We start from the raw sequence: 25,145 nt of genomic DNA on the forward strand, positions 1-25,145 counted from the left end.
ACGCAACTCCTCAGCGCCACGCGCGGGTGTAGGCGCCGGTGGTCTGGGCCCCGCCCTCGACCATGGCCTCCAGGTCGAGCGCCGGCACCGGCAGCCCGCGGTCGAACGCGTCCAGCGCCCGGCGGTAGGCGGCGACCACGGCGGCGATGTACGCCTTGCCGCGCTGGCGGCCTTCGATCTTCAGGGCGCACACCTTGGCGGCCTTCAGCTCCGGCAGCAGGGCCAGCGCGTTGAGGCTGGTCGGCTCCTCAAACAGATAGGCCGGGTCGCTGGATGTCCCGCCGCCGGGCACGAAGCGGCCCTTGCACAGCGTCGGGTAGCCCGCCGGCTCCCCGGCGCCGAAGACGTTGATGGTGAAGCCGCCGAGGCGCGACGCCAGCGCCTCGCCGCGCGGCTCGTAGCGGACATGGCTGGCCGGGGAGCAGACGCCCTGCTTGTTGGGCGACAACCCGGTCGCGTAGGAGGACAGCGAGCAGCGCCCCTCCGCCATCGGGCAGAGGCCGCCGAAGACGAAGACCTCCGTCTCCACATCGACCTCGGCGTTCAGCCGGGCGATCTCCGGCACCGTCAGCACGCGGGGCAGCACGACCCGCCGCACGCCGAAGGCCTCGCGGTAGAGCCGGATCGCCTCGGCGTTGGCAGCCGACGCCTGGACGGACAGGTGGAGTCGCAGCTCCGGATGGTGCTCCGCCGCGTAGGCGAGCAAACCGAGGTCGGCGAGGATGACGGCGTCCGCCTTCAGCCGCGCGGCGTCGTCCACCGCGCGCTGCCAGGGGGCGAGGTTGCCGGCCTGGGGGTAGGTGTTGATGGCGACGAAGACCTGGACGGACCGCGCGTGGGCGTAGGCGATGGCCTCGGCCAGCTCCGGCCGCGAGAAGTTCAGGCCGGGGAAGTTGCGCGCGTTGGTCTCGTCGCGGAAGCCCAGATAGACGGCGTCGGCGCCCGCGTCCACGGCGGCGCGCAGCGCGGCGGGGCTGCCCGCCGGGCAGATCAGCTCGAAGGAACTCATCCCGTCACGCTCCCTGCCGCGGGCCGGTGAGCCGCCGCTCCAGCATGGTCATGCCCCAGCGCAGCGGCGGCGGGGCGAAGCGGCGCGCCGTGGCGAGCAGGTCGAGCGCCCGCCCGGCGTTGCGCCGCGCCACGGGCAGGGCGTGCCGCAGCGGGCCGGCCGCGGCGGCGACGTCGCCGAACAGGTCCATCTCCTCGCCGTCCAGCGTGTTGCGGAGCGCCAGGATCAGGGCGGTGTCGCCCTCGATGGAGAGTTCGCGGCGGAAGAACAGCGCGTCGCCGTCGATGCGCCCTTCCAGCAGGTCGAGGAGCCGCGCGCAGGGGCCGCGCACCGTGGCCTCCGCCTCGGCGCTGCGGTCGCAGACCCGCAGGGCCAGGGTGGGGCCGACGCGGAGCAGCAGGGCGGCGGGCGCGTCCACCGGGTCGATGAGCAGGCGGGCGTCGGGCAGCTCGCCGAGGGCGGCGAAGGCGCGGGGGTGGCGCGCCTCCAGAATCCGCAGCAGCCGGTCGAACAGCAGGCCGCCGGCCCGGTCGCCGAGCCGCCGCGCGACCCCCAGCCCGGCGCGCGTCAGTTGGACTTCGACGTCGCGGGCACGGGGGTCCGGGGCCGTCTCATGGGCCTGATCCTGAACCATGAATCCGGGATCGCGCATACGCCTGTCTCCTTCCCTTCGGAATGGTCGTGTGGCGGGCGGAGCCCGCCGGGCTTCGGCAATACAGCCCGGTGGTCATACCATCCTTGATGACGGTCAAGCCCAAGGTCCCGAAGCGCCCCCTGGGGCGATCAGCCGCACATCCCGCCGCAGCAGGAGCCGGAGCGCCGGGCGACCAGCCGCTCGTAGGGCAGGTGAAGCTGCCCGGCCGGCGGGATGACTCCCTGCATCAGGTCGAGCACCTGCTCCGTGGTCGTGCCGGGCGGGCAGTCGGTGATCTCGCAGACCAGCCCGCCATCCGCCACGCCGAGCGGCGTCTCGGCGGCGACTGCGCTCGCCTGCCCGCCGCGCCCGATGAGGACCCGCAGGGAGGTCGCCGGGGCGGTGCCGGACTCGGGCCGCCCGATGCGCACCCGCCAGCGCTCCGGCCCGCGCTCCAGATAGGTCCAGCTCACCGCATCGCCGAACAGCGCCTGGATCTGGAGGGAGAGTGGGCGCGGGTCGTGGTCGTTGACCAGCACGAAGCCGCGGCCCGGCGCCAGATCCTGCGTGGCCTGGAGAATCAGCGGGTGGCGCTGGTGGGGCGGAATGGACTGGACGTCGATGACCGGCTCGGCCGCGGTGGACTGTTCGGCGATCTGCATGGGGGAGGTCCGGAGGGTTGCGATGTGGCGGCAAGCCTAAAGGACTGGTCCTTTAGGCTCTTTGTTCCAGGACAAATTGCTACCTTAGTTCCGTCTTCGAGCGTCAAGCCGAGCGCAGGCGGGTTGCGGCGCGGCGCGCGGGCGGTCATCTTGGAAGGCAACCTTTCCGTGACGGCTGCCCGCAGGGGTGGGCGGGCACGACCTTTTGAGGATGGTCCGATGACGCCGCTTGCCCCCGATCCCGCCAGTCTGCGTGGCTTGCGGCTGTTTTCCGGTCTGGACGCGGCGGCCCTGGCGGAGATCGTCCGCTCCGCCCACACCCGGCGGATCGGGAAGGGAACCACCATTTTTTCCCAGGGGGACCGGGCGGCCCTCTGCCACGCGCTGATCGATGGGCGGGTCAAGATCGTCCAGACCGGAGCCGACGGACAGCAGCTGGTGGTGCGTTACATCGGTGCGGGGGAGATGTTCGGCACGGCGGCGGTCTTCTCGGGCGGCATTTACCCCGCCGACGCGCTCGCCATGGTCGATTGCGTCGGCGTCCACTGGACCGCCGCCACCATGGGCGAACTGATGGAGCGCTATCCCCGCATCGCGTTGAACGCCCTGGACATCGTCGGCCGCCGCCTGCAGGAGGTGCAGACCCGCCTGCGCGAGCTGTCCACCGAACGGGTGGAGCGGCGGGTCGCCCACGCCCTCCTGCGTCTGGTCCGTCAGGCGGGCCGCCGGGTCGGGAATGGCGTCGAGATCGACTTTCCGCTGTCCCGGCAGGACATCGCGGAGATGACCGGGACCACGCTGCACACGGTGAGCCGCATCCTCAGCGGCTGGGAGGGGCAGGGGATCGTCGAGGGCGGGCGCCAGCAGGTGACGATCCGCCAGCCGCACGCCCTGGTCGCCATCGCCGAGGATCTGCCCAGGCCGGAGACGCCGGAGGAGAAATAACCGGGGCGGACCCTTCGTCCCGTTTGCGCCGGCGCAAAGAGACGCGCGTTCCGGTGCGCTACGGTGCCGGGATGATCGCCCCGCCATCACACCGCGCCACCGCGGCCTTGCCCTCGTCCTCCGACCTTGTCGAGGATGTGCTGGAGCGCTGGCCGTCGACCATTCCCGTGTTCCTCAAGCACCGGATGGCCTGTCCGGGCTGCCCCATGGCGCGTTTCCAGACGATCGCCGAGGTGGCGGACGACTATGGCCTGGACGCCGACGCTCTGCTCGGCGAGTTCGCCCAGGCCATCGCGGCGGAGGAGTGACGCGCTCAGCGGTTCGCCGTCGTGTCGGCGAGGGCGGCGCGGTCGATGACGTCGTACAGCTCCAGGTCCTCGCGGGCGATGCGGTGCTTGAGGGTGGTCACCACCTCGCGCGTCTCGCGGACGAAGGTTTCCGGGTCCTTGGACACCGCCAGCGGGCCGGGCCAGCTCGCCCGGTAGCGGTCGAAGCGTGCCCGCAGGCTGCCCATTTCGGCCTGGAAGCGCGCCGCCGTGGCGCGCAGCGCCGGGGTCGGGTGGGCCAGCAGGCGCGGGTAGAGCGCGCTGTCCTCCAGCGACAGGTGGACGGTGAACACGCCGAACAGGTCGCGGACCGCCGTGGCGAGAGCGGCGGCGTTCGCCACCGGGGACGGCGCCGCCAGCAGGGAGTCGATCCGGTCGACGAGCTGTCCCACGGTGGCGTGGTGATGGCGGTACAGGGTGGTGCTGATGGCTGCACTGGACATGACGAGGTCTCCAACCGGGGCCGCCAGCGAATGGGCGGTGCGTGACGGTGAGAGTGCCGGCGGAAGCGTCGCCGTTCGTTGTGCCAGCGCAAGCAGGGGACGGGTCGGCGGAGAAACGACGCGGCGGGGAGCGGGGCGCTCGGCCCCGGCTCCCCGCCGCGGTTGAGGCGAAGGCTTCCTCAGGGACGCTCAGTCGTCCCCGTGCCCGTGGGCGAGCGCCGGGCCGGTCGGCAGCGCCGCCGGCTTCCCGGCCCCGACCAGCGTGCGCAGCAGGACGTAGAAGACCGGCGTCAGCAGCAGCCCGAACAGGGTGACGCCGATCATCCCGGCGAACACCGCGACACCCATCGCGTGGCGCATCTCAGCACCGGCGCCGGTGGAGGTGACCAGCGGCACCACGCCCATGATGAAGGCGATGGAGGTCATCAGGATGGGCCGCAGCCGCAGCCGGCTGGCCTCGATGGCGGCCTGCACCACGCTGCGCCCCTGATGCTCCAGCTCGCGGGCGAACTCGACGATCAGGATGGCGTTCTTCGCCGACAGGCCGACCAGCACCATGAAGCCGATCTGCGTGAAGACGTTGTTGTCGCCCCCCGTCAGCCACACGCCGGCCAGCGCCGACATCAGGCTCATCGGCACGATCAGCAGGATGGCCAGCGGCAGGGTCAGGCTCTCGTACTGGGCGGCCAGCACCAGGAAGACGAGCAGGATGCTGATGGGGAAGATCCACAGCGCCGCGTTGCCGGCCAGGATCTCCTGATAGGTCAGGTCGGTCCATTCGAACCGCACGCCGCGCGGCAGGGTCTCGTGGGCGATGCGCTCCGCCGCCGCCTGGGCCTGGCCCGACGAATAGCCGGGAGCCGGGCCGCCGTTGATGTCGGCGGCGGTGTAGCCGTTGTAACGTACGACCATCTCCGGCCCGTAGCTCTGCTTGACGGTGACCAGCGAGGAGAGCGGCACCATGTCGCCCTGGGCGTTGCGCGTCTTCAGCAGGCCGATGTCGGCGGATTCGGCGCGGAAGGGCGCGTCGGCCTGGACGCGGACCTGGTAGACGCGCCCGAAGCTGTTGAAGTCGTTCACATAGAGCGAGCCCAGATAGATCTGCATGGTGTCGAACACCTCGCCGATCGGCACGCCCTGCTGCTTGGCCTTCACGCGGTCGAGATCGACGTCGAGCTGCGGCACGTTGATCTGGTAGCTGGAGAAGGCCGGCCCCAGCTCCGGCGTTTCCATGGCCTTCTTCAGGAAGGAGCCGACCGCCGCGTTCAGCGCCTCGTAGCCCAGCGCGCCGCGGTCCTCGATCTGCATCTTGAAGCCGCCCAGCGTGCCGAGGCCCATCACCGGAGGTGGCGGGAAGATGGCGACGAAGGCCTCCTTCAGGCCGGCGTAGCGCTTCTGCAGATCACCGGCGATGGCGGCGGCGGAGAGCGACGGATCCTTGCGCTCGGCGAAGGGCTTCAGCGTGACGAAGACGATGCCGGCGCTGGAGCTGTTGGTGAAGCCGTTGACCGACAGGCCGGGGAAGGCGACGGCGCTCTGCACGCCGGGGCGGGCCAGCGCGATGTCGGTCATCTCGCGGATCACCGCCTCCGTGCGGTCGAGCGAGGCGCCGTTGGGAAGCTGGGCGAAGCTGATGAGATATTCCTTGTCCTGTGCCGGGACGAAGCCCATCGGCACGGTGCGGCCGAGCAGCACGGTCACGCCGAGCAGCCCGACATAGACCAGCATCATCAGCCCCTTGTGCCGCACCACCCCGCCGACGCCGCGGCCGTAGCCGGTCGAGGCGCGGTGGAAGACCCGGTTGAACAGCCGGAAGAAGCCGCCGAAGACCTTGTTCATGGCGCGGGTCAGCCAGTCCTGCGGCTGGTCGTGGCCGCGCAGCAGGACCGCCGCCAGGGCCGGCGACAGGGTCAGCGAGTTGAAGGCAGAGATGACGGTGGAGATCGCGATGGTCATCGCGAACTGCTTGTAGAACTCGCCGGTCAGGCCGCTCATGGCCGCCAGCGGGACGAAGACGGCGACCAGCGTCAGCGCGATGGCGATGATCGGGCCGCTGACCTCCCGCATGGCGCGGTAGGTGGCCTCCTTGGCCGACAGGCCGTTCTCGATGTTGCGCTCGACGTTCTCCACGACGACGATGGCGTCGTCCACGACGATGCCGATGGCCAGCACCATGCCGAACAGCGACAGCGCGTTGATCGAGTAGCCCAGCCCCAGCATCAGCGAGAAGGTGCCGACGATGGACACCGGGACCGCCAGCAGCGGGATGATCGAGGCGCGCCACGTCTGAAGGAAGACGATGACCACCAGCACGACCAGGGCGACGGCTTCCAGCAGCGTGTGGATCACCGCGTCGATGCTGGAGCGGACGAACTGCGTCGGGTCGTAGACGATGCTGTAGTCGACGCCGTCCGGCATGTCGGCCTTGAGGTCGGCCATGGTCGCCCGGATGGCGTCGGAGATGGCCAGCGCGTTGGCGCCCGGCGACTGGTTGATGCCCAGCGCCACCGCCGGCTTGTTGTCGAGCAGCGAGCGCAGGCCGTACTGCGCCGCCGCCATCTCGACGCGGGCGACGTCGCGCAGCAGGGTGACGCCGCCCTGCTCCCCGGTCTTCAGGATGATCGCGCCGAACTCCTCCGGCGTCGTCAGGCGTCCCTGCGCGTTGATCGAGAGCTGCAACGGCGTGTCGGGCAGGGAGGGGGAGGCGCCGATGACGCCCGCCGCGACCTGGACGTTCTGCTCCCGGATCGCCGCCACCACGTCGGACGCGGTCAGGCCGCGCTGGGCGACCTTGTTGGGGTCGAGCCAGACGCGCATGGAATAGTCGCCGGCGCCCCACACCTGCACCTCGCCGACGCCGCTGATCCGGCTCAGCCGGTCCTTGACGTTCAGGATGGCGTAGTTGCGCAGGTAGGTCATGTCGTAGCGGTCGTTGGGCGACAGCAGATGCACGACCATGGTCAGGGTGGGCGAGCTTTTGACCGTCGTCACGCCCAGCCGCTGCACGTCGGACGGCAGGCGCGGCAACGCCTGCGCCACCCGGTTCTGCACGAGCTGCTGCGCCTTGTCGGGGTCGGTGCCCAGCCGGAAGGTCACGGTCAGCGCCATGTTGCCGTCGCTGTTGGCCTGCGACTGCATGTACAGCATGTTCTCGACGCCGTTGATCTGCTCCTCCAGCGGGGAGGCGACCGTTTCGGCGATGACCTTAGGGTTGGCGCCCGGGAACTGGGCGCGCACGACGACCGACGGTGGAACGACCTCCGGGTATTCGGAGATGGGCAGCTGGAACAGCGAGATCGCTCCCGCCAGGAACAGCGCCACCGACAGCACGCCCGCGAAGATCGGGCGGTCGATGAAGAATTTCGAGATGTTCATGATGGCCTTCCCAGCGGGCGGCATGGAGTTTGGCGTGGAGTTTGGACGCAAGGCCCCCTCCGTCCCCCGCGGTGCGGAGGACGGTTGGCTACGGACGGCGTGTCCTGTGACGCGGGGGCTGGGCGGTTACTGGTTCGCGGCGGTCTCGATGGCGTCGGCCGGCTTGCCCATCGCCACGGTCTTCGGGCTGATGCGGGCGCCGGGGCGGGCGTGCTGGACGCCGTTGACGACGATGCGCTCCCCGGCGGCGAGGCCGCTTTTCACCACCCGCAGCCCGTTCTGCGCGGCGCCGGGGATGATCTCGCGGTACTGCACGGTGTCGTCGCCGCCGACCACCAGGACGAATTTCTTGTCCTGGTCGGTGTTGATGGCGCGGTCCTCGACCATCAGCGCGTCGTGCGGGGTGCTGCCGCCGACCTTGACGCGGGCGTAGAGGCCGGGCACCAGCATGCCGTCCGGGTTGTCGAACTTGGCGCGCACGCGGATGGTGCCGGACACGGCATCGAGCCGGTTGTCCACATGCTCCACCGTGCCGCCGCGCGAATAGCCGCTCTCGTTGGCGAGGCCGAGCTGGACCGGCACGTCGGCGGCGTCCTTCACGTTGGCGATGTGGCGCAGGTAGGTCTGCTCGTCGACGTCGAAGGAGGCGTAGATCGGCGAGACCGAGACCAGCGTCGTCAGCGGGGCGGCGGAGGCGCCGGACGCCACGACGTTGCCCACCGTCACCTCGGCGCGCGAGACGCGGCCGGAGATGGGGGCGGTGACCTGGGTGTGCTCCAGGTCGATGCGGGCGAGGTCGAGGGCGGCCTGCGCCGCCTTCAGGTTGGCGCCGGCCTCGCGGGCGGCGTTCTCCTTCTCATCCAGCGTCTGGCGCGAGACGGTGTTGTTCTGCACCAGCCGCTGGGCGCGGTCGAGGTCGGCGGTGGTGAAGCGCACCGCGGCCTGCGCGGCGGCGACCTGGGCCTCGGCGCGCGCGACCTCGGCGACGTGGGGGCGCGGGTCGATGGTGAAGAGGGGATCCCCCTTCTTCACCAGCGCGCCGTTGCGGAAATGCACGGCGGTGATGGCGCCGGACACCTGCGGGCGCACCTCCACCCGGTCGACCGCCTCCAGGCGGCCCGAGTAGGACTGCCAGTCGGTGATCTTGCGGGCGACGACCGGCGCGACATCCACCTCGGGCGGCGGCGGGGCGGCGGTGGCCGCCGCGGGGGCGTCGGCGTGGCCCTGGGTGGAGACGACGCCGGCGACACCGGCGGTCGCGGCGCCGACGGCGAGAAGGAGGGCGAGCTTCGAAGGAGACAACGACATGGGACCACTCTCCTGGGGAGGATCAGACGGGGACGCCGCGGCCGTCCGCGGAGGACAGGCGGCGGCGGAAAAAGTCGGCGACCGCCAGCAGCGCCGGGCGATGGCCCGGCAGGGCGGCGTGCGAAATGGCGGGGAAGCGGGTGACCTCGGTGGGCACGCCGGCTCCGATCAGGTTGGCGGCGTATTGCTCCGCCTCGATGCGCAGGACGTCCTTCTGCGCGGTGACGATCAGCGTCGGCGGCAGCCCGGCCAGCCGGCGGGAATCCAATGGTGCGGCGTAGGGGTGCACGCGCTGCGCCGCCTCGGGCAGATAGGCGCGGTAGCAACGGGCGTAGGCGGTCGCCGGAACGTCGCACTGCATGGCCTGGGCGTCGCCGGCGCGGGTCAGGCTGGGGTCCAGCATGGGGCCGAGCAGCGCCTGGGCGCGGATGTCCACCGCGCCCTGATCGCGCGCCAGGAAGGTCAGCGAGGCGGCGACATGGCCGCCGGCGTCATGCCCGGCGACGCCCAGCCCGTCCTTGGCGATGTTCAGGTCGCGGGCTTCGGCCAGGGTCCACAGGGCGGCTTGGTGGGCGTCGTGGGCGGCGGTGGGGAAGCAGTGGGCCGGGGCCAGCGAATAGCCGACCGAGACGACCAGCGCCGGCACGCTCTCGGCGATGGCGGCGGCGGCGGTCTCCGCCTCCTCCAGTGAACCGGAGGTGAAGCCGCCGCCGTGCAGGTACAGCAGGGCCGGGACGGTCAGCCCGATCAGCGGCCGGTAGAGCCGCAGCCGGATGTCCTGGGCGTGGCCGGCGATGGTCCGGTCATCGACCGAAAGCCGGCACGGCTCCGTCCCGGTACTGCGTGTGTTCGACTGATCCGACGAGCGGCCCATGATCCGACGGTGCCCCGGCACCCCTCCCGCATTGCAACAGGAGGGAGTGTGGGCGTTTGACTGGTCGGAATAAATACGCGGTCAACGGCAACACAATTCGGATCGCATGAACAATCCGATCCACAGAAGGCCCGGCTCACACCACGCAGAGACGGGCGCCCTCCGGCTCCGCGGTGGCGGGAGCGGGCTTGGGCTTCTCCCGCTCCGGGCACTCGTAACCGTCGATCTCCTCGCCCTGCATCAGCGGGCAGCCCTCGAACAGCTCGGCGACCCAGTCGACGAAGGCGCGGACCTTGGGCGACAGATGGCGGTTGTGCGGGTAGAGCGCGGAAATCGGCATCAGGGCCGGGCGCCACTCCTTGAGGATCTCCACCAAGGCGCCGCTGCGCAAGTGGGGCAGCGCCATGAAGCGGGCGGTCTGCCCGATGCCCAGCCCCTCCAGCGCGCAGGTGACGTAGGCGTCGGCGTCGTTGACCGAGACGGGGCCGTTCAGCTTCACCTCGTGGATGACGCCGTCGCGCTCGAAACTCATCTCGTGCATCTTGCCGGTGCGCGTGAAGTAGTTGACGGCGCTGTGGCCCTCCAGCTCCTCGATGGTCCGGGGCGTGCCGTGGCGGGCGAGATAGGCCGGGCTGGCGACGGTTACCGGGCGGAAGGCGCCGACCCGGCGGGCGATCAGGCTGGAATCCACCAGATCGCCGACGCGCAGCACGCAATCCACTCCCTCCTGAATCAGGTCGATGGGGCGGTCGCTCATCCCGATCATGATCTCGATGTCGGGATAGCGGGCATGGAACTCGTGGATGGTCGGGATGATGATGAGCCGCCCGACCGAGCCCGGCATGTCCACCCGCAGCCGCCCACGCGGCGTCTTGCGGGCGCTGGTGAAGGAGGTCTCGATCTCCTCCAGGTCGGAGAGGATGCGGGTGGCGCCTTCCAGATAGGCGGCGCCGTCGAGCGTCAGGCTCAGCTTGCGGGTCGTCCGCTGGAGCAGGCGCACGCCGAGCGCCGCCTCCAGATTCTGAATGGTCGTCGTCACCGAGGCGCGCGGCAGGCCCAGCGTGTCGGCGGCCTTGGTGAAGCTGTTGACCTCGACGACGCGGACGAAGACGCGCATCGCGTGCAGTTTGTCCATGGTCGGTCCATCGACGCAGTGGGGGCGGCCAGCACACGAACGGAGCGGGCCGGGTTGCGCCTATCTAAGCACAGCCCGGTCTGATGTCGATGGGGCTTTGGTTGTCCCCTCTCTCCTCTGGGGAGAGGGTTAGGGTGAGGGGGTTGCGCTTTTGCCGAACGTGCCGCTATGGCGGGACCCCCTCACCGGCCCTTCGGGCCACCCTCTCCCCAGAGGGGAGAGGGCTGCTGCGCCAACGCGGGAGTCTTGAATGGGCGCCCTCAGGTGGCTGGCGCCGGCTTGGCGGCCGGGGCGCGGCCCAGCGTCGGGACCAGCAGCGCGGCCCCCAGGCAGAGCAGCCCGGCGATGAAGAAGGCCGGCAGGTAGCTGTCCAGCGTGCTGCGGGCGTAGCCGGCCCCGAAGGCGGCGCAGGCGGCACCGATCTGGTGCCCGGCGAAGACCCAGCCGAAGACGAGGTTGGCGCGCTCCCGCCCGAAGCGTTCCGCCGTCAGCCGGACGGTCGGCGGCACAGTGGCGATCCAGTCCAGCCCGTAGAACACCGCGAACAGCGACAGGCCGTAAAGCGTGAAGTCGGAATAGGGCAGAAACAGCAGCGACAGCCCGCGCAGGCCGTAATACCAGAACAGGAGCCAGCGGTTGTCGTAGCGGTCGGACAGCCAGCCCGAGGCGACCGTGCCGACGAAGTCGAAGACTCCCATCAACGCCAGCAGGCTCGCGGCCCGCACCTCCGGCACGCCGAAATCGACGCAGAGCGGGATCAGGTGGGTCTGGATCAGCCCGTTGGTGCTCGCCCCGCAGATGAAGAAGGTGGCGAACAGCACCCAGAAGACCCGCGTCTTCGACGCGTCGCGCAGGGCGCCCAGCGCGGCGGCCACCACCGATCCGGCAGGCGGCGGCGGGGCGGTCGCCGCACCCTCCTCGCCATAGGCGGCCAGCCCGAGGTCGGACGGACGGTCGCGCATCAGGGCGAGCACGGCCAGCGCCGCCACCCACAGCAGTCCGCAGAGCAGCGCCAGCGCGACGCGCCAACCCATCTGCTCGGTCAGCATCGACAAGAGCGGCATGAAGACGAGCTGCCCGGTGGCCGAGCTGGCGGTCAGCAGGCCGACGACCAGCCCGCGCCGCCGGCTGAACCAGCGCGTCGCCACGGTGGCGCCCAGCACCATGGCGGTCAGGCCGGTGCCGAAGCCGACGACGAAGCCCCAGAGCAGGATCAGCTGCCAGACCTCGCGCATGGCGAGCGACAGCAGCAGCCCGCCGCTGACCAGAGTCAGCGAGGACAGCACCATCCGCTTGACGCCGTAGCGGTTGATGAGCGCGGCGGCGAACGGCCCCATCAGGCCGAACAGCAGCAGGCGGATGGCGAGCGCCACCGAGATGTCGGCGATGGACCAGCCGAACTCGCGCTGCAGGGGCAGCAGCAGGACGCCGGGGGCGCCGACCGCGCCGGCCGACACCAGCATGGTCAGGAAGGTGACGCCGACGACGGCCCAGCCGTAATGGACGTTGCGCCGCGCCAGCGCGGCGGCGACGGGGGAGGACAGCATGGAGGGGGTTCCGGTGTGGCGGACAGGGTCAGGCGGGCCGTTCGACCGCGATGGCCGTGGCCTCGCCGCCGCCGATGCACAGGCTGGCGACACCGCGGCGCAGCCCCCGCGCGGCCAGCGCGTGCAGCAGCGTCACGATCAGCCGCGCGCCGGTGGCGCCGATGGGGTGGCCGAGCGCGCAGGCCCCGCCGTTGACGTTCAGCGCGTCGCGGGGAATGCCGAGGTCGCGCTGCGCCGCCATGGCGACGACCGCGAAGGCCTCGTTGATCTCGAACAGGTCGACGTCGCGGACACCCCAGCCGACGCGGTCGAGCAGCTTGCGGATCGCCGGAATCGGCGCCGTGGTGAACCAGGCCGGGTCCTGGCTGTGGGTGGCGTGGCCGAGGATGGTCGCCAGCACGGGCAGCCCCTCGCGCTCGGCCAGCGAGCGGCGGGTGAGCAGCAGCGCCGCCGCCCCGTCGGCGTTGGCCGAGGAGCTGGCCGCGGTGATCGTGCCGTCGCGGCGGAAGGCCGGCTTCAGGCCGGGGATCTTCTCCGGCGCGACCTTCAGCGGGTTCTCGTCGTCGGCGACGGTGCGCTCGCCACCTTTGACGGCGAGAGTGACGGGCGCGATCTCGGCGGCGAAGGCGCCGCTCGCGATGGCGGCGCGGGCGCGGGTCAGCGTCTCGACGGCGTAGGCGTCCTGCTCGGCGCGGGTGAAGCCGTAGAGGTCGGCGGTCGCCTCGCCGAAATCGCCCATCGGGCGCCCGCCCTCATAGGCGTCCTCCAGCCCGTCGAGCATCAGGTGGTCGAGGATGCGGTCGTGCCCGATGCGGTAGCCGCCGCGCGCCTTGGCCAGCAGATAGGGCGCGTTGGACATCGACTCCATGCCGCCGGCGACCACGAGGTCGGCGGAGCCGGCGCGGATCAGGTCGTGGGCGAGCATCGTCGCCTTCATGCCGGAGCCGCAGACCTTGTTGACGGTGGTGGCGCCGGTGGCGTCGGGCAGACCGGCGCCGCGCGCCGCCTGTCGGGCCGGCGCCTGCCCCTGGCCGGCGGGCAGCACGCAGCCGAGCAGAACCTCGTCCACCCGCCCCGGCGCCAACCCGGCGCGGCTCAGCGCCGCACGGACGGCGTGGGCGCCCAGCGCGTGGGCGGGCAGAGCCGACAGCTCCCCCTGGAAACGGCCGAGCGGCGTGCGCGCGGCGGAGACGATGACGACGGGGTCCGTTGCGTCCATGATCGCGAACTCCTTTATGGGATGGGGATCACTGCACCGTCAGGCCGCCGTCGACGTTGATCGACTGGCCGGTGATGAAGGACGCGGCGTCGGAGCACAGCCAGACCACGGTGTCGGCGACCTCGCGCGGCTGGCCGACGCGACCGACCGGGTGCAGCGGGCCGAGCGCCGCGTTCACCGCCTCCTCCCCGCCGAAGGACCCGGCGCTCATCGGCGTCTGGATGATCGCCGGGCAGACGGCGTTGACGCGCACGCCGGACTTGGCGACCTCGATGGCGACGCTGCGGGTCATGCCCTCGACCGCCGCCTTGCTGGCGGAATAGACGCTGTTGCCGGCCAGACCGATCTGCCCAAGCACCGAGCCGGTGGACACGATGGCGCCCTTGCCCTGCCGCAGCATGATCGGCAGCTCGTGCTTCAGGCACAGCCAGACGCCCTTGATGTTGACGGCGACCATGCGGTCGAAGTCGGCCTCCGTCGTGTCGGCCACCGAGCGGCCGAAATGGATGCCGGCGTTGTTGAAGGCGTAGTCGAGCCGGCCGTGGTCCCGCTCGATCCGGGCGAACAGGGCGGCGACCTCCTCGGCGTCGGCGACGTCCGCCTGGACGAAGACGGCGCGCCCGCCGGCCTGCCGGACGAGGTCCACCGTCTCCAGCCCCTCCGCCTCGCGCCGCCCGGTGACGATGGCCGTGGCGCCCGCCTTGGCGAAGGCCAGCGCGGTCGCCCGCCCGATGCCCGAGGTGCCGCCGGTGACCAGGGCCACGCCGCCGCTCATATCCGTCATTGTCCTCTCCATGTCCGCTGGGTTATGATGATGACCATCATGAATGGACTTATTCATGACGTCCATCATGAATATCGCTGCGACCTCCCGGGCTGGAGGCGTGGCAGCCATGCACAGGGTGACGACGTGAAGGTTTCCAAGGAAAAGGCGGCGGAGAACCGGGCCGCCATCGTCAAGGCGGCGGGACGCCTGTTCCGCGAGCGCGGATTCGACAAGGTCGGGGTGGCGGAGGTCACCAAGGCCGCCGGGCTGACCCACGGCGGTTTCTACGGCCATTTCGCCTCGAAGGACGCGCTGGCCGCCGAGGCCTGCGAGGCAGCCTTCGCGGAGAGTCTCGGCCGGCTGCCCGCCGACGAGGCGTCGCCGGAGGGGGCGCTCGACGCCTTCCTGACGCGCTATCTGAGCGAACGGCACCGCGACCGGCCGGACGCCGGCTGTCCGATGGCCGCCTTCGCCGGGGAGGTGGCGCGGCAGGACCCGGCGGTGCAGGAGCGTTTCGGGACCGGCGTCGAGGGCTTCTTCGCGGCGGTGGAAGAGCGCCTGCCGGAGCGGAGCGGGGAGGGCGCCGCCGAGCGCCGCGACCGCGCCATCGCCATCGTGTCGGCTCTGGTCGGCGGCATGGCGCTGGCCCGCGCCACCGCGCCGACCGATCCGGACCGGTCGGCGGCGATCCTGGCGGCGCTGCGCCGCCAGCTCGGCATCCTGGGAAACGGCGTGGGAGATGGCGTGGGAGAGGGCGGGGCGTGAGCGCGCCCGCCGGTGCTCAGCGCACCAGCGCGACCGGCTCGCCGCTGTCCGGATGGGGGATCACCGCCATCGGCAGGCCGTAGACGGCGCCCAGCCGCGCCGGCGTCATGATCTCGGCCGGGGGGCCGCGGTCGATCAGCCGACCGCCCTGCAGGGCGACGATGTCGTCGCAGAAGCGCGCCGCCATGTTCACGTCGTGCAGCACCGCGACCACGCCGATGCCGCGCTCGCGCGACAGGCGGCGGACCAGGGCCAGCACCTCCACTTGATGGGCGACGTCGAGCGCCGAGATCGGCTCGTCGAGCAGCAGGCAGCCGGCGTCCTGCGCGATCAGCATGGCCAGCCATACCCGCTGCCGCTCGCCGCCCGACAGGCTGTCGACCAGCCGGTCGGCGAAGGGCGCGGTGTCGGTCAGCGCCAGCGCTTCCTCCACCTTGCGGGCGTCCTCCGCGCGGAAGGCGCCGAGCGCGCCGTGCCAGGGATAGCGGCCGAGCGCCACCAGCTCGCGCACCAGAAGCCCGGACGCCGCGGGCATGTGCTGCGGCAGGTAGCCGATGCGGCGGGCGAGGGCGCGCTGCTTCCAGCGGTCCAGGGGCCGGCCGTCGAACAGCACCCGCCCGCCGCTCGGCGGCTGCTGGCGGGCGAGGATCTTCAGCAGGGTCGATTTGCCGGAGCCGTTGTGGCCGATCAGCGCGGTCACCCGGTGGGGGAACAGGTCGCAGGACGGCAGGTCGAGCAGCAGGCGCCCCGGCAAGGCGAAGCGCACCCCGTCGAGGCGGAACATCGGCTCCGTGGCGGGCGTCATGCGGAAATTCCTTTGGCCGACGCTCCCGGCGGGGTGCGCCGCCAGTAGGCGACGGCGAGCATGCGGTCGCGGTCGATGCCGCATCCCCGCAGATGCTCGCGCAGCCGGGCGAGGTCGTCGAACTCGCAGGCGGCCCAGGCGAACAGGGTGGCGGTGTCCGCCGGGAGGGGCAGGGCGCGCACCGCCTCGACCAGCGGGCTTGCCGTCCCGGCGTTGCGGCGGTGCAGCCAGCGGACGGCGAACCCTGCGGGGGCCCGGAGCGGCAGCTCGTCCGCCGCGTCCTCGACCTCGATCAGGGCAGTGCCGCGGGCGTCGTCGGGCAGCTCCTCCAGGATGCGGGCGATGGCGGGGAGGGCCGTCTCGTCGCCGGCCAGCAGGTACCAGGAGGCCGGACGGATGCCGAGCCCGTAGGGGCCGGACATGCCGCAGAGGTCGCCGGGCCGCGCCCGCCGGGCGAAATCGGCGCCGGGGGCCTCGCCGGAATGGCCGTCATCATGGCCGCCATCCTCGTGCAGGACGACGTCGATGTCCAGTTCGCCAGCCTCGGCGTCGACGCGCCGCAGGGTGTAGTAGCGGACCGCCGGCCGGCGCTCGGGGTCGGGCAGGACCGGCCGTCCGTCGGGGCCGGGGCGCGGCCAGGACGGCGCCTCCAGCCCCGGCGGCGGCAGGTAGAGACGGACATGCAGGTTGTCCGACGTCGCGAAGCGTCCAAGGTCCCGGCCGTGGAAGGTGATGCGGCGCAGGCGCGGGGTCAGGTCGCGGACGGCGGCGACGCGGATTTCGCGGAAATCGGCGAACAGCGCCCCGGTCTCGACGTCGCCGGTCCAGACGATCGCCGCGTCCTCCCCGAGCAGGCCGAGCAACTGCTCGGTGACGGAGCCGCGGAACCGCTCCAGGAGGCCGCGGTCGTCCGATTCCGCCCGCAGACGCAGGGCGTCCGTGCCCACGGTCAGCGTCAGGCGGCCGAACGGCCCGTCCGTCGTCAGGCGGTCGCCGTCGCGGGCGAAGGTCAGGCCGTAGGGCTCGGAGGCGGCGACCAGCCAGTCCGCGGCGGCGGCGGGGCTGCCGGGGAGGCGGTCTTGGGGAATCGCGGTGTCGCAGGAGAAGCGGGTCATCAGCGCCGTCCCAGAAGCCAGAGGAGGAAGGGGCCGCCGATCACGGACGCGAGCAGCCCGGCCGGCACTTGATAGGGGAAGATCACGCCGCGTCCAAGCCAGTCGGCGGCCAGCATGACCAGCCCGCCAAGCAGGGCGGAGCCGGCGAGATGGGCCGCCGCCCGCTGCAGGCCGAGCATGCGGGCGAGGTGCGGCCCCATCAGCCCGACGAAGCTCAGCGGCCCGACGATCAGCGTCGCCGCCGCGGTCAGCAGCGCCGACAAACTGAACAGGACGGCGCGGCTGAGCGGCGGGCTGACCCCCAGGGCCGCCGCCACCCCGCCGCCGAGCGGCAGCAGGTCGAGCCAGCGGGCGACGAAGGGGATGGCGGCGACGGCGAGCCCGGCCAGCAGCGCCGCCGCCAGCGCGTCGGTCGGGCCGACCATGTAGGTGGAGCCGGACAGCCAGGTGACGAGCGTCTGGAGGCGCGGATCGTGTCCGGCCATCAGGACGGCGACGACGACCCCGGAGATGGAGCTGGTGGCGATCCCGGCCAGCAGCAGCCGGTCGGGCGAGAAGCCGTCCTTGCGGCCGAGCGCCAGCATCGCCGCCAGCACCGCCGCCGCTCCCGCCCCGCCGGCCAGGATCTGGGCGCCGCGGCCGGGGGTTTCGGCCGAGAACATCAGAACGATCACGCCGAGGATCGCGCCGGAGGACACGCCGAGGATTTCCGGCGCCGCCAGCGGGTTGCCGGTCATCCGTTGCAGCGTGGCGCCGGCCAGTGCCAGCATCGCTCCGCCGGCCAGCGCCGCCAGCGCCCGCGGCAGGCGCCAGGGCTCCACCGCGGCAAGGGCGTTGCCGACGCTCCACTCCCAGCCGTCCGGACCGCGGCCGGCGGCGACCGCCGCCCACAGGGCCAGCGGCAGCAGCAGGGCGCCGGCGGCGAGCAGCAACGCCGGGCGGTGCGCCCGCGGCGGCGGTGCTGTGGCGGCGGTGACCGGCGGTGCCGCCGTGCGCAGGCGGGGCAGCAGCCACAGCAGCATCGGCACCCCCAGCACCGCGGTGACGGCGCCGGTCGGCAGTTCGCGGTAGGTGACCGGGGCCAGAAGCACCAGGGCGTCGGTCGCCCACAGCAGGGCGGCGCCGCACAGCGTCGCCCAGAGCAGGCGTGGACCCAGCCGGCGGGCGCCGGCCATGCCGACGATGGTCGGGGCGGCCAGCCCGACGAAGCTGACCACGCCGACGGCGGCGACGCTCAATGCCGCCAGCATCACCGCGATCACGAGACCGGCCAGCCGGGCGCCCGCCACCGACAGGCCCAGGCTGCGCGCCCCGCCCTCGCCGAGGCCGAGCAGGACCAGCGGGCGCAGCACCAGCGCGGCGGCGAGCGCCAGCACGGCCAGCCGCGGCGCCAGGAAGGCGGCCATGCTCCAATCCTGCTGGTCGAGGAAGCCGGCGCCCCACAGGAACAGGCCGATCAGCAGGTCATGGTTGAACAGCACCATCACACCGCTGACCGACCCAGCGTAGAGGCTGAGGACGAGGCCGGCCAGAACGACGGTGACCGGCGACAGCCCCTTGCGCCAGGACAGCGCCAGCAGCGCCGCCGCCGACAGCCCGGCGCCGGCCAGCGCCACCCATTCCCGCCCCAGCGCCAGCGCGTCGGGCAGCCACAGCGTGGCGATGGCGAGCGACAGGTGGGCGCCGGCGGAGATGCCCAGAGTGGCCGGCTCGGCCAGCGGGTTGCGCAGGACCTGTTGCAGGATGGCCCCGGCGAGGCCCAGCGCCGCCCCGACCAGCAGGGCGACCGCGAAGCGCGGGAACAGGACGTAATGGGCGGCGAGCTGGTCGAGCCGCGCCGGGTCGGGCGCGATGAGCGCCCGCCACCACAGCCCGGCCGGCAACTGCCGCTCAAGGACCAGGGCGGACACCAGCCCGGCCAGCAGGAACAGGCCGAGGACCGGTCCGGCGGGACCGAAGCGGCGGAACGGGGGTGAGGTCGCGGTGTCAGCCATGATGCGGCGCAAGCCCTTCGCCGAGCAGGCGGGCGAAACGTTCCGCCGCCGGGACGCCGCCGTAGAAGAGGATGGGCGGCAGGATGGTGACCCGGCCTTCGCGCAGGAAGGGCAGCCCGGCGAACAGCGGCAGGGCGGCCAGCGCCTCCAGCGCCCGCCCGCCCTCGCTGCCGATGTTGACCAGCCCGGCGTCGGGGCGTCCGGTCAGCCGGTCCATGGTCACCGTGGCGTGGCCGTAGGGGCCGCTGGGGCCGGTCCAGGCGTTCACGATCCCCAGCCGGTCGAGGACATCGTGATAGAGGCTGTTGCGCCCGTGGATGAGGACGCGCCGCCCGTCGAGGACGCTGAGGATGTAGAGCGGGCGGCGCTCCCATCCGGACAGCCGGTCGCGCGCCGCCGCCAGAGTGCGGTCGAGCCGGGCGACCGCCCGCTCCGCCGCCTCCGGCACGCCGAGGTCGGCGGCCAGCCCGCGCAGCGAGGCGACGGCGAAGGCGAGCTGCCCACCCGGCTCCCCGTCCCCGTCGGACCGGGTGTCGAAGGGCGGATGGACGGTGACGGGGGCGATCCGTTCCAGCCGGCCCTGCACCGCCGACAGCGCGCCGTCGCCGACGAAGCGCGCCGGGGCGAGCCGGTCGAGCAGCTCCAGGTTCGGCTCCGCCCGCGCGCCGATGTCCGGAACGCCGTCCGGCACCGCCGGCTCGACCACCGCCCGGCGGTAGCGGTCAAGCTCGGGAATGCCGCGGGGAACGATGCCCAGCGCCAGCAGAGCCTGCGCGCTCGTCCAGTCGAGCGCGCAGAGTCCGCCGTCCGTCCTTCGCTCCGCCGACCACGCGCCGCCGGCCATCAGGCCGGCCGGGAGCAGGATGGCCGGGAGCAGGGCGGCGGCGCGGAGGAGTCGGCGCCGGCTGACGGTGCCGTTGATGCCGGGCATCGAGGACAAGGGGCCGGCCTTACCAGCTGTACTTCAGCGTCGCCAGGATCTGGCGGCGGTTGCCGTACAGCACCGTGTTGTCGTAGAAGCCCGGCGCATAATACTTCTTGTCGGTCAGATTGCTGACGTTGAGCGCGGCGCTGGCCCCCGCCAGCTCTGGACGCAGGGCGCCCAGGTCGTAGCGGATGGCGGCGTCGATCAGCGCGTGCTCGGGGATGCTCGCGGTGTTGGCGATGTTCTTGGACGAGCCGACATAGCGCACCCCCGCCCCGAGGCCGAGCCCGTCGAGCGGCCCCGCCTTGACGGTGTAGTCGCCCCAGGCCGAGGCCATGTGGCGCGGAATCCCCTTCGGCCGCAGCCCGACCGAGCTGGTGGAGGAACCCACGGCCGGGTTGTCCTTGGTGATCTCGGCGTCGATGAAGGCGTAGGAGGCGATCAGGCTGAACGATTCCGTCAGCGCCATCTTGCCCTCCAGCTCGACGCCGCGGCTGCGGATCTCGCCCTCCTGCACGGCGTAGCCGCTGTAGAGCGGGTCGTTGGTCGACACGTTCTGCTGGGTGATGTGGTAGAGCGAGGCGGAGATGAAGCTGGTCCAGCCCGCCGGCTGGTACTTCACGCCGACCTCGTACTGCGTGCCGGTGGTCGGCTTGAAGGTGCCGCCGCCGCGTTCCGGGGCCAGCGTGCCGGTGCTCGGCTGGAACGAGGTCGCGAAGCTGGCGTAGGGCGCGATGCCGTTGTCGAAGACGTAGCCGAGGCCGGCGCGCCCGGTGAAGTCGTGGTCGCGCGTGGTCTGGAAGCCGTTGGAGAGGTAGTCGACCTCCTTGCCGACCACCCAGTCCTGACGGCCGCTGAGCGTCAGGATCCAGTTGTCGTAGCGGAGCTGGTCCTGGAGGTAGGCGCCGATCTGCGACAGCTTGCTCTTCCCGTTCACCCAGGGGTCGGCGTAGATGAACTCCGTCCCCGGATAGGACGGGTTGAAGATGTCGACGACCAGCGAGTTCAGCGTGTTCCGCCGCGTCTCCTTGCCGGAGTAATAGCCGTAATCGACGCCGGCCAGGATGGTGTGCGAGACCGGGCCGGTGGTCAGCTTGCCCTGGATGTTGCTGTCGATCAGGTAGGTGTCGGTGTTCTTCGGACGGTCCTGCAGCCCCACCGGGTAATAGCGGCCGTCCACCAGCTCGACCGGCCATTCGGTGCTGAAGGAGGTCTGGAAGCTGACCCGCGAATGCATGTAGCGGGCGTTCTGGTGGATCGACCAGTTCGGGCTCAGCTCATGCTCGACCTCGTAGCCGATCGACGTGTTCTTCACCCGCCAGTCGGACACGCCGGGAACGCCGAAATAGAGGTCGGTGCCGATCACGTCGAGCGCGCTGCGCGGGATGCTCTGCTCCGACCCGCCCATCTTCAGCGACTGGTGGCTGGCGAGCAGGGTCAGCTTGGTTTTGTCGGTCGGCTTGAAGGTCACCGCCGGCGCGATGTAGAAGCGGTCGTCCGGCGCGTGGTCCACCTGGGTGTCGGACAGGCGGCCGAGCCCGGTCAGGCGGTAGAGCACCTTGCCCTCGCCATCGACCGGCCCGCCGAGATCGAAGGCGGCCTGACGGCGCTTGTAGCTGCCCGTCTGAAGCTGGATTTCGTGCAGCGGCGCGGCGGTCGGCCGCTTGCTGGTCAGGTTCACGACGCCGCCGGGCGCGGTCTGGCCGAACAGGACCGACGAGGGTCCCTTCACGATGTCGACGCGCTCCAGCCCGTAGGGCTCGAAATTGGTGTCGTAGTTGTTGAAACCGGCCCGCAGGCCGTCGCGGTAGATGCCGAACAGGCTGAAGTCGCGGAAGCCGCGCATCGAGAAGTCTGGGGCGCCGGGGCCGCCCGGATAATCGACCACGACGATGCCGGGCGAGTAGGCGACAGCACCGCCGAAATCCTGCACGGCGCGCTGGTCCAGCTCCTCGCGGGTCACGACGGAGATCGTCTGCGGAATCTCGACGAGCGGCGTGTCCACCTTGGTGCCAACGGCGCTGCGCGTCGCGACATAGCCGTCGGTGCCGCCGACGACGCCCTGGACGGTGAGCGGGGCGAGAACCGTGGCGTTGCCGGCCGATCCGCCGTTGACTGTTCCGCCGCCAGCCTGTCCGGCGTCCGGCTGTTGAGCCAGGGCGGTTGGCTGATGCGCCAACGCCGTCATTCCGGCCATCGTCGTCGCCAGCAGGACCGCCTTCAGACGCCCGCGCTTGCCCGTCGCCGGACGGCCGGCCGCTGCGGCCACCCCAACCCCAATCTCCATCTCCATAACCCCCGAATGACTCTCGATCCGGCGGGTTCCGCGTCCTGCGAAACCCGTCTCCTGCCTCTAAGACGAAGGGGGTAGGCGGAACTTAAGGGGATTCTTTCATCGCCGTGAATTTTTTAGCGGGTGAATTCCTCCTGGGCGACCATTCCGGCGGTCAGCCGGAGCAGATGGTCGGCCACGTCGAAATAGCGGTCGTCGTGGGAGATGACGATGATCGTCTTGCCCATCGCCTTCAGGCTGGGCAGCAGCTCGGTGTAGAAGATCCGGCGGAAGGCCGGGTCCTGGTCGGCGGCCCATTCGTCGAACACCAGCACCGGTCGCCCCTCCGTCCAGGCCTGGAGCAGGGCCAGCCGCTTGCGCTGCCCGGTGGACAGGTCGGTGGTGCTGAACACCCCGTCGACCAGACTGACCTTGTGGGCGATCTCCAGCCGTTCCAGATAGGCCTGGGCCTCCTCCGGCACGTTTCCGCCCGCCTGGATCAGGTCGTCGAACAGGAAATAGTCGGCGAAGATGGTGGTGAAGAGCTGGCGGTAGTCGTCGCGCGTCTCCGGCGTCACCGGCTTGCCGTTCAGCAGGATCTCTCCGTCCTGCGGGGCGTAGAGGCCGAGCAGCATCTTGATCAGCGTGGTCTTGCCGCAGCCGTTCTCGCCGACGATGAACAGGATCTCGCCGCGCCCGACGCGCAGCGACACGGGGCCGAGCACGAAGGGGGCCTCGCCCGGCCCGGCCGGCGGGTAGGCGTAGCGGGCGTCGCGCAGCTCCAGCGAGTCGATGGTTTCGGGCGGCCGCCCGTCGTCCTTCATCAGCAGGTGCGGCTCCGGCGAGGCGAAGGCCGCCGACAGCTCGGCGATGCGGCGGAAGGCGACCTGGGCGCGGCTGACGATGGGCAGGGTGCCGATCAGATGCTCCAGCGGCCCTTTCATGTAGAGCAGGACCAGGATGAAGCCGCTGAGCGTCCCGCGGTCGGTGCTGGGCCACAGCGCCTCGACGCCGAGCGCCACCCCGATGACGATGAAGAACAGGGTGGAGCCGAACCCCTTGGCGACGACGAAGAGGGTGATCGAGCGGATCTGGACCTCGCAGATGCGGTCGATGGTGCCGCGCAGCGCCTCGCTTTGCAGGCGCAGCCGGCGCGGCCGGTTGATGCGCAGCTCCTTCGCCCCCTCCGCCAGCGAGCGGTAGTGCTTCTGCAGCTCGTCCTCGTGGGCGCGCGCCTCCTGGAAGCCCTCGATGCCGCGGCCGCGCGCGATGTACTGAACGGCGCTGCCGATCAGGATGGCCGCCGCCGTCGCCAGGAACATCGGCCAGGACAGCAGGGCCAGATAGACGAGGCTGCCCAGAGTGACGCTGAGCGACACCGCCAGCGGCGCGAAGACGAAGGCGAAGTCGCTGATGGTGTCCACGTCGTGGGTCAGCACCGGGATCAGGCGGTGGCTGCGGTAGCGCTCCAGCTGGTCGATCGGCGCCGTCAGGATGCGGTCGCCCAGATCCTTGCGCAGCCGCGCGATGACCCGCTGCCCGATCCGGTTGGTGCCGATGTCGGACAGGACCGACCCGGCCAGCGCCAGCGCGCACAGCCCGGCGAAGGCGAGCAGGAGCCCGGCGCCGGGGCTGTCGCCGGCGTGCAGGATGCGGTTGATGGCGGCCAGCAGCCCGGTCACGCTGAGCCCGCCGAGCACACCAAGAAGGGTGGCGGCGGTCAGCAGCGGCCAGAAGGGGCGCAGGAGATGGAGCAGCGCGGACAGGCTGGAACGGGGGGACGTCGGCATCGGGGTTCCTGGGGGACGGGGCGACGGGCGGCCGCGCGACGCCCCCGCCGGGAAGGCGGACGCGCACGGCCCTGACGATTAGGACGAACGAGCGGGGCAAAACTGAAGCGGTACCGGCGGAGCGGTCGCGGCCATCCCGCCCGCCTTGCGGTGTGGTCCCGGTCTGCCCTATAGCTGGCACACGATTTCCGGAGCCGAGCGCGCCTGTATGCCTCCGTCCCATCCTTCCGACGACGACCGCGTGACCGAAGAGGCGGCGGACTGGTGCCTGCGCCTGCAAGCGGAGGAGGTGAGCGACGCCGACCGGGCCGCCTTCGAGCGCTGGTGCCGGGACGACCCGCGCCATGCGGCGGAATTCGACGCGATGCGGGAGCTGTGGGGCCTGTCCGCCGGGCTGCGGCCGCGGGTGACCGCGCCCCCCGCTCCGGCACGGCCCGTCGAGGTGGTGCGTTCTCCCCTTGTCCGGCCCCTTGTCCGGCCCCTTGTCCGGGCGCCGAAACAGCGGCGCTGGGCGCTGGCGGCCTGCGTCGCGGCGGCCCTGGCCGTCGGCTGGCCGGTGGGCTGGTCGTTCGGTGTGCTGCCCGGCACGGTGGACGTCTTCCTCGGCGGGGACCGGCACCGCGTGGTCGGTCTGCCCGACGGCTCGACGGTGGACCTGAACGTCCGCACCACCCTGTTCTACGCCCAGTTCCGCGACCGCCGCAGCGTGCTGATGGACCATGGCGAGGCCTATTTCGCGGTCGCGGGCGACGCCGCACGGCCCTTCACCGTCTTCACCGCCGCCCATCGGGTCCGGGTGACCGGAACGCGGTTCAACGTCTGGGCCAACGACGGCGAGCTGGCCGTGACGCTGGCCGAGGGCGCGGTGACCGTGAGCGCCGCCGCCGCCGCGGCGGGGGAGGAGCCCCTGCGGCTGACGCCGGGCCAGCAGGGCCGATTCGCCCGCGACAGCCGGTTCGGCAGCGTCGCGCGCGTCGATCCGGCGCGGGTGCTGTCCTGGCGCGAGGGCAAGCTGGTGTTCGACGACATCACCCTGGCCGAGGCGGTCCCGCTGTTGAACCCCTATCTGGCGCAGCCGCTGCGGCTGGCCGACCGCCGGGTCGGGGCGATGCGCATCGGCGGCGTGTACGACGTTGCCGACCTCGACCGCGTGGTGGCGTCGCTGCCGCGGGTGCTGCCGGTGACGATCGCCGCGAAGGACGGCGCGCTGCTCCTCTCCGCCCGCTGAGGCCGGGA

At 71.7% G+C, this 25,145-nt stretch carries 21 protein-coding genes; 4 read left to right on the forward strand and 17 right to left on the reverse strand.

Annotated elements, in window-relative coordinates; genetic code table 11:
• Positions 1 to 10: 10 nt before the first annotated feature.
• From ubiU to DXK32_RS02840, 3 genes are all read right to left on the reverse strand, one after another.
• Positions 11 to 1,009 carry a ubiquinone anaerobic biosynthesis protein UbiU gene (gene ubiU, locus DXK32_RS02830; RefSeq protein ID WP_114857137.1) on the reverse strand — a complete coding sequence of 333 codons (999 nt, stop codon included), beginning with the start codon at positions 1,007 to 1,009 and terminating at the stop codon, positions 11 to 13.
• 4 nt (positions 1,010 to 1,013) lie between these two features.
• Complete coding sequence (gene ubiT / locus DXK32_RS02835; protein ID WP_114857138.1) at positions 1,014 to 1,661, reverse strand: ubiquinone anaerobic biosynthesis accessory factor UbiT; 648 nt, start codon at positions 1,659 to 1,661, stop codon at positions 1,014 to 1,016.
• Positions 1,662 to 1,792: 131 nt separating this feature from the next.
• Positions 1,793 to 2,305: a DUF2249 domain-containing protein gene (locus DXK32_RS02840; RefSeq protein ID WP_114857139.1), complete on the reverse strand. Its 513-nt coding sequence runs from the start codon at positions 2,303 to 2,305 to the stop codon at positions 1,793 to 1,795.
• Between the two features lie 219 nt (positions 2,306 to 2,524).
• On the opposite strand from DXK32_RS02840, the gene DXK32_RS02845 reads away from it, so the two are divergent.
• Positions 2,525 to 3,250 (forward strand): Crp/Fnr family transcriptional regulator, encoded by a 726-nt coding sequence (locus DXK32_RS02845; RefSeq protein ID WP_114857140.1) that lies wholly within the window; start codon positions 2,525 to 2,527, stop codon positions 3,248 to 3,250.
• Between the two features lie 53 nt (positions 3,251 to 3,303).
• Complete coding sequence (locus DXK32_RS02850; RefSeq protein ID WP_247876942.1) at positions 3,304 to 3,558, forward strand: DUF1858 domain-containing protein; 255 nt, start codon at positions 3,304 to 3,306, stop codon at positions 3,556 to 3,558.
• A gap of 5 nt (positions 3,559 to 3,563) precedes the next feature.
• Here DXK32_RS02850 and DXK32_RS02855 read toward each other — a convergent pair whose 3' ends face one another.
• From DXK32_RS02855 to DXK32_RS02890, 8 genes are all read right to left on the reverse strand, one after another.
• On the reverse strand, positions 3,564 to 4,019 hold the full coding sequence (locus DXK32_RS02855) for a hemerythrin domain-containing protein (protein WP_114857141.1): 456 nt from the start codon (positions 4,017 to 4,019) through the stop codon (positions 3,564 to 3,566).
• Between the two features lie 189 nt (positions 4,020 to 4,208).
• On the reverse strand, positions 4,209 to 7,394 hold the full coding sequence (locus DXK32_RS02860) for an efflux RND transporter permease subunit (RefSeq protein ID WP_114857142.1): 3,186 nt from the start codon (positions 7,392 to 7,394) through the stop codon (positions 4,209 to 4,211).
• Between the two features lie 126 nt (positions 7,395 to 7,520).
• A complete protein-coding gene (locus DXK32_RS02865) occupies positions 7,521 to 8,702 on the reverse strand; it encodes an efflux RND transporter periplasmic adaptor subunit (RefSeq protein WP_114857143.1) in 1,182 nt (393 codons plus the stop codon).
• A gap of 22 nt (positions 8,703 to 8,724) precedes the next feature.
• Positions 8,725 to 9,576, reverse strand: coding sequence for an alpha/beta hydrolase (locus DXK32_RS02870; protein ID WP_114857144.1), 852 nt, complete (start codon positions 9,574 to 9,576; stop codon positions 8,725 to 8,727).
• A gap of 136 nt (positions 9,577 to 9,712) precedes the next feature.
• Positions 9,713 to 10,711: a LysR family transcriptional regulator gene (locus tag DXK32_RS02875; RefSeq protein WP_114857145.1), complete on the reverse strand. Its 999-nt coding sequence runs from the start codon at positions 10,709 to 10,711 to the stop codon at positions 9,713 to 9,715.
• A 260-nt stretch (positions 10,712 to 10,971) separates the two neighbouring features.
• Positions 10,972 to 12,258 carry an MFS transporter gene (locus DXK32_RS02880; protein WP_114857146.1) on the reverse strand — a complete coding sequence of 429 codons (1,287 nt, stop codon included), beginning with the start codon at positions 12,256 to 12,258 and terminating at the stop codon, positions 10,972 to 10,974.
• 28 nt (positions 12,259 to 12,286) lie between these two features.
• Positions 12,287 to 13,477 carry an acetyl-CoA C-acyltransferase gene (locus DXK32_RS02885; RefSeq protein WP_205215631.1) on the reverse strand — a complete coding sequence of 397 codons (1,191 nt, stop codon included), beginning with the start codon at positions 13,475 to 13,477 and terminating at the stop codon, positions 12,287 to 12,289.
• Between the two features lie 28 nt (positions 13,478 to 13,505).
• Positions 13,506 to 14,261 (reverse strand): SDR family oxidoreductase, encoded by a 756-nt coding sequence (locus DXK32_RS02890; RefSeq protein ID WP_014199259.1) that lies wholly within the window; start codon positions 14,259 to 14,261, stop codon positions 13,506 to 13,508.
• A gap of 126 nt (positions 14,262 to 14,387) precedes the next feature.
• Here DXK32_RS02890 and DXK32_RS02895 point away from each other — a divergent pair, with 126 nt between their 5' ends.
• A complete protein-coding gene (locus DXK32_RS02895; RefSeq protein ID WP_114857148.1) occupies positions 14,388 to 15,008 on the forward strand; it encodes a TetR/AcrR family transcriptional regulator in 621 nt (206 codons plus the stop codon).
• 16 nt (positions 15,009 to 15,024) lie between these two features.
• Here the strand turns inward: DXK32_RS02895 and DXK32_RS02900 are convergent, their stop codons facing one another.
• From DXK32_RS02900 to DXK32_RS02925, 6 genes are all read right to left on the reverse strand, one after another.
• Positions 15,025 to 15,813: an ATP-binding cassette domain-containing protein gene (locus tag DXK32_RS02900; RefSeq protein WP_114857149.1), complete on the reverse strand. Its 789-nt coding sequence runs from the start codon at positions 15,811 to 15,813 to the stop codon at positions 15,025 to 15,027.
• A complete protein-coding gene (locus DXK32_RS02905) occupies positions 15,810 to 16,928 on the reverse strand; it encodes a siderophore-interacting protein (RefSeq protein ID WP_114857150.1) in 1,119 nt (372 codons plus the stop codon). Before DXK32_RS02905 ends, DXK32_RS02900 begins: the two co-directional genes overlap by 4 nt.
• Positions 16,928 to 18,922, reverse strand: coding sequence for a Fe(3+)-hydroxamate ABC transporter permease FhuB (gene fhuB, locus DXK32_RS02910; protein WP_114857230.1), 1,995 nt, complete (start codon positions 18,920 to 18,922; stop codon positions 16,928 to 16,930). The genes DXK32_RS02905 and fhuB overlap by 1 nt, the downstream gene beginning before the upstream one ends.
• Positions 18,915 to 19,853 (reverse strand): ABC transporter substrate-binding protein, encoded by a 939-nt coding sequence (locus tag DXK32_RS02915; protein WP_114857151.1) that lies wholly within the window; start codon positions 19,851 to 19,853, stop codon positions 18,915 to 18,917. The genes fhuB and DXK32_RS02915 overlap by 8 nt, the downstream gene beginning before the upstream one ends.
• A gap of 19 nt (positions 19,854 to 19,872) precedes the next feature.
• Complete coding sequence (locus DXK32_RS02920) at positions 19,873 to 22,116, reverse strand: TonB-dependent siderophore receptor (protein ID WP_247876943.1); 2,244 nt, start codon at positions 22,114 to 22,116, stop codon at positions 19,873 to 19,875.
• A 140-nt stretch (positions 22,117 to 22,256) separates the two neighbouring features.
• Complete coding sequence (locus tag DXK32_RS02925; protein WP_114857152.1) at positions 22,257 to 23,909, reverse strand: cyclic peptide export ABC transporter; 1,653 nt, start codon at positions 23,907 to 23,909, stop codon at positions 22,257 to 22,259.
• Between the two features lie 208 nt (positions 23,910 to 24,117).
• Here DXK32_RS02925 and DXK32_RS02930 point away from each other — a divergent pair, with 208 nt between their 5' ends.
• Positions 24,118 to 25,137 carry a FecR family protein gene (locus DXK32_RS02930; protein ID WP_114857153.1) on the forward strand — a complete coding sequence of 340 codons (1,020 nt, stop codon included), beginning with the start codon at positions 24,118 to 24,120 and terminating at the stop codon, positions 25,135 to 25,137.
• Positions 25,138 to 25,145: the final 8 nt, after the last annotated feature.

This window comes from Azospirillum brasilense (assembly GCF_003349955.1).
Classification (GTDB): domain Bacteria; phylum Pseudomonadota; class Alphaproteobacteria; order Azospirillales; family Azospirillaceae; genus Azospirillum; species Azospirillum brasilense_B.

Coding starts and splice junctions, on each gene's coding strand:
- DXK32_RS02875 (WP_114857145.1), bottom strand. CDS start 10,711: ATGGACAAACTGCACGCGATGCGCGTCTTCGTCCGCGTCGTCGAGGTC.
- DXK32_RS02865 (WP_114857143.1), bottom strand. CDS start 8,702: ATGTCGTTGTCTCCTTCGAAGCTCGCCCTCCTTCTCGCCGTCGGCGCC.
- ubiT (WP_114857138.1), bottom strand. CDS start 1,661: ATGCGCGATCCCGGATTCATGGTTCAGGATCAGGCCCATGAGACGGCC.
- DXK32_RS02845 (WP_114857140.1), top strand. CDS start 2,525: ATGACGCCGCTTGCCCCCGATCCCGCCAGTCTGCGTGGCTTGCGGCTG.
- DXK32_RS02860 (WP_114857142.1), bottom strand. CDS start 7,394: ATGAACATCTCGAAATTCTTCATCGACCGCCCGATCTTCGCGGGCGTG.
- DXK32_RS02840 (WP_114857139.1), bottom strand. CDS start 2,305: ATGCAGATCGCCGAACAGTCCACCGCGGCCGAGCCGGTCATCGACGTC.
- DXK32_RS02880 (WP_114857146.1), bottom strand. CDS start 12,258: ATGCTGTCCTCCCCCGTCGCCGCCGCGCTGGCGCGGCGCAACGTCCAT.
- DXK32_RS02905 (WP_114857150.1), bottom strand. CDS start 16,928: ATGACCCGCTTCTCCTGCGACACCGCGATTCCCCAAGACCGCCTCCCC.
- DXK32_RS02930 (WP_114857153.1), top strand. CDS start 24,118: ATGCCTCCGTCCCATCCTTCCGACGACGACCGCGTGACCGAAGAGGCG.
- DXK32_RS02870 (WP_114857144.1), bottom strand. CDS start 9,576: ATGGGCCGCTCGTCGGATCAGTCGAACACACGCAGTACCGGGACGGAG.
- DXK32_RS02855 (WP_114857141.1), bottom strand. CDS start 4,019: ATGTCCAGTGCAGCCATCAGCACCACCCTGTACCGCCATCACCACGCC.
- DXK32_RS02900 (WP_114857149.1), bottom strand. CDS start 15,813: ATGACGCCCGCCACGGAGCCGATGTTCCGCCTCGACGGGGTGCGCTTC.
- ubiU (WP_114857137.1), bottom strand. CDS start 1,009: ATGAGTTCCTTCGAGCTGATCTGCCCGGCGGGCAGCCCCGCCGCGCTG.
- fhuB (WP_114857230.1), bottom strand. CDS start 18,922: ATGGCTGACACCGCGACCTCACCCCCGTTCCGCCGCTTCGGTCCCGCC.
- DXK32_RS02885 (WP_205215631.1), bottom strand. CDS start 13,477: ATGGACGCAACGGACCCCGTCGTCATCGTCTCCGCCGCGCGCACGCCG.
- DXK32_RS02915 (WP_114857151.1), bottom strand. CDS start 19,853: ATGCCCGGCATCAACGGCACCGTCAGCCGGCGCCGACTCCTCCGCGCC.
- DXK32_RS02890 (WP_014199259.1), bottom strand. CDS start 14,261: ATGACGGATATGAGCGGCGGCGTGGCCCTGGTCACCGGCGGCACCTCG.
- DXK32_RS02925 (WP_114857152.1), bottom strand. CDS start 23,909: ATGCCGACGTCCCCCCGTTCCAGCCTGTCCGCGCTGCTCCATCTCCTG.